Source organism: Veillonellaceae bacterium (genome assembly GCA_012523975.1).
GTDB lineage: Bacteria > Bacillota > Negativicutes > JAAYSF01 > JAAYSF01 > JAAYSF01.
The window spans coordinates 1-2,412 of record JAAYSF010000022.1 but is presented as its reverse complement, the minus strand read 5'-3'; the positions used below and the strand labels follow the sequence as shown (position 1 = coordinate 2,412).

The window sequence follows — 2,412 nt, the reverse complement described above, 5'->3', positions numbered from 1 at the left end:
CCTAAGAGATAAAGTTATCCTCTTTCTCTTAGGCATCTAATCATAGCATCACTTTTAATCTTCAGTAATTTAACTATTGTACGTGGGATAGCTAGATGACAAATAAGGAACGTCCCCGTTGTCCTATTAGTCTTTTTTGTAAATACGTCATTCATCATTCCTCATTTCATTCGACGTTTAGTTTGTTGGTCGTCTCAGATGTGCAATATACATTCCTGACATTTAAAACCATTTTCCTTTACTCATACATTTCTTTAATTTCCATCGTCCGCTTTAAATCGTTCTTTAATCTATTTAGAACATAGTCTTTATTAGGAAGTTCAGCAAAACCTTTCTTTATCCAGCCAGAATCTATTGTTATATCGTTATTTTTTACGTAATTCAAAAGATCTGTCACTGTTTCTAATTTTGCGTTTAATAATTCTTTTGGGCACGCTATGTTTAACAAGATTTCAGCGTAAACTAGCTTGATTAACGAATCCCCCTCATTCAAATTATCGGCGACAAATTTAATTAACCTTTCGACTATACTATAATCCTCATAATTTTCTGCAATCGCAGCTAGATTTTGAAAAGCTACTGTATCTTTGAAAGATAGCTTATTGTACCATTGCATAACTAATTCATCTTTCCAGATTAGTTCCTGCTCTTTTGGAATATTATACTTTTTATATTCTTCATACTCCCCGTCTCGACTCATATAAAAGAAATTGCCCTGATAACGAAAGAACATCGTTTTTGCTTTTGCCAAGCCATCTTCGCTCATAAACATTGCCCCCTATTTAATCGCTCGCCAAACGGTTCCCTCTTGTACAAATTTGTAGCCTAATTCACTTAGATAATTTACTTCTTTAGCAAAATATCCTGTTGCCGAAGTTGGATTTTGAGTTAGTATAATATTCTTGCCATTTGCAATTTGCTGTTGTAAAAACGATCTATTAATAAGCCACATACTTTCCTCACCAAACTCAGTTGCTAACCTTGACCAATTATTAAGTTGGAAGTAAGTGGCTCCGCGTGATGCAGCTATTGCCTCGTATGATTCTACACTATTAGGTATATATTTCCCTAACACTACTTCGGATGCCTGCGGATTTTTCGTTCCCTGTACAGCGAAATCAAAAGCCGTATTCCTAAACCCGACTATCCGAGCTTGCCAAATATTAAACTGCTCAAGAAACTTTAAGCTATTTGCCTCGCTGGCAAGAACCTCTTGTTCTGAGGCAAAACCAAGCTGTCTAAGTATCTTCATCCCGTTAGGTCCGAGGCGCGATAATACCTTTAAACCCGACCTAACTGCATGAAACGCATTGTTATATTTTCGCCATAGAGTGCGGCTGTCCCCCCTGCGAAAGCGTCACCACCAGCTAGTTTTGACGCAGCAGAACCAATAATAACACTCACCCATTGGACAAAGGGGACGTTCCTTTTTCGTCACCTTCTCTCAAATCTTTGCTATTACGCCTAGATATTCCGGTGGCTCTCTCAATTTCCCTAAGAGAGAAAGTTCTCCTGTTTCTCTTAAGCATCTAATCATAGCATCACGTTCAGTATTCAGTAATTTAACTATGTACGTGGGATAGCTAGATGACAAATAAGGAACGTCCCCGTTGTCCCATTTCTGCAGTGGTGATTATTGTCCTCCGCTAAATATCTTGTCTAGTTTCTGATTATCTATATAACCCTCTGATGCTATGTCTCTAACTAATCCTTGTTTAAACATTTCGGCTACCTTTTGGGTTGTATCTTTAGCCTGCTCAAATAGCTGCGGATTATTATTCGGATCATCCGGCGACTTAGTTATATGCCCTGGTATCAGACTCCCATTAGCACCTCTCGAATAATGGGAAGAAAAATCCTGTGCTGTATGCATAGCATATCCCAAAAAGTACATTGCGCGTTCGTGATTGCCATCCTTTTCGTACGCAATTGCTAACTTAATATTTTGGGCGAACTCGTTCTTAATATCTACTAGTGACGATTCTGGCATTGCGTGTAGCGGGTTATTAGCCTGATTTGTAAGCTTATCTGCATCCTTGCTTGCAGCTGCCAACGATACTATATCCTCATTACTAAACCCGCTCGATCTTAGCTCGGATAATAACGTTCGATGCCCGGATTCTAGCCAATTATTTTTTGTTCCACTTACAGCAGTACTAGCTCCTGCTTGTGCATTACCTCCAACAATTTCAGCAGCAGTTGCTCCTACAATAGCACTCGCTAGTTGATGAAGACCGGAATCCTTTATCTTCGCTAATTCATTCTGAACAGCTTCGTTTAATCCAGCACTTGCTGCGCCAGTGGAAAATCCATTACCACTTAGACTAGACATGATTCCACCAGCTACCGCATGAAGTAGAATCTTATTAGTGCCACCTTCATCCCATAATGCCATGCGTTGCATAGCTTCAT

General features: G+C 39.3%; 3 protein-coding genes. All 3 read right to left on the bottom strand.

What is annotated here, in order from left to right:
• Positions 1-238: 238 nt before the first annotated feature.
• Entirely contained in the window at positions 239-766 is a 528-nt protein-coding gene (locus tag GX348_03570) for a hypothetical protein (GenBank protein ID NLP41266.1), read from the bottom strand.
• A gap of 12 nt (positions 767-778) precedes the next feature.
• Positions 779-1,252, bottom strand: a complete 474-nt coding sequence (locus GX348_03565) for a hypothetical protein (GenBank protein NLP41265.1) — start codon at positions 1,250-1,252, stop codon at positions 779-781.
• Between the two features lie 381 nt (positions 1,253-1,633).
• On the bottom strand, positions 1,634-2,412 hold a 779-nt coding region (locus tag GX348_03560), incomplete at its 5' end, for a hypothetical protein (protein NLP41264.1).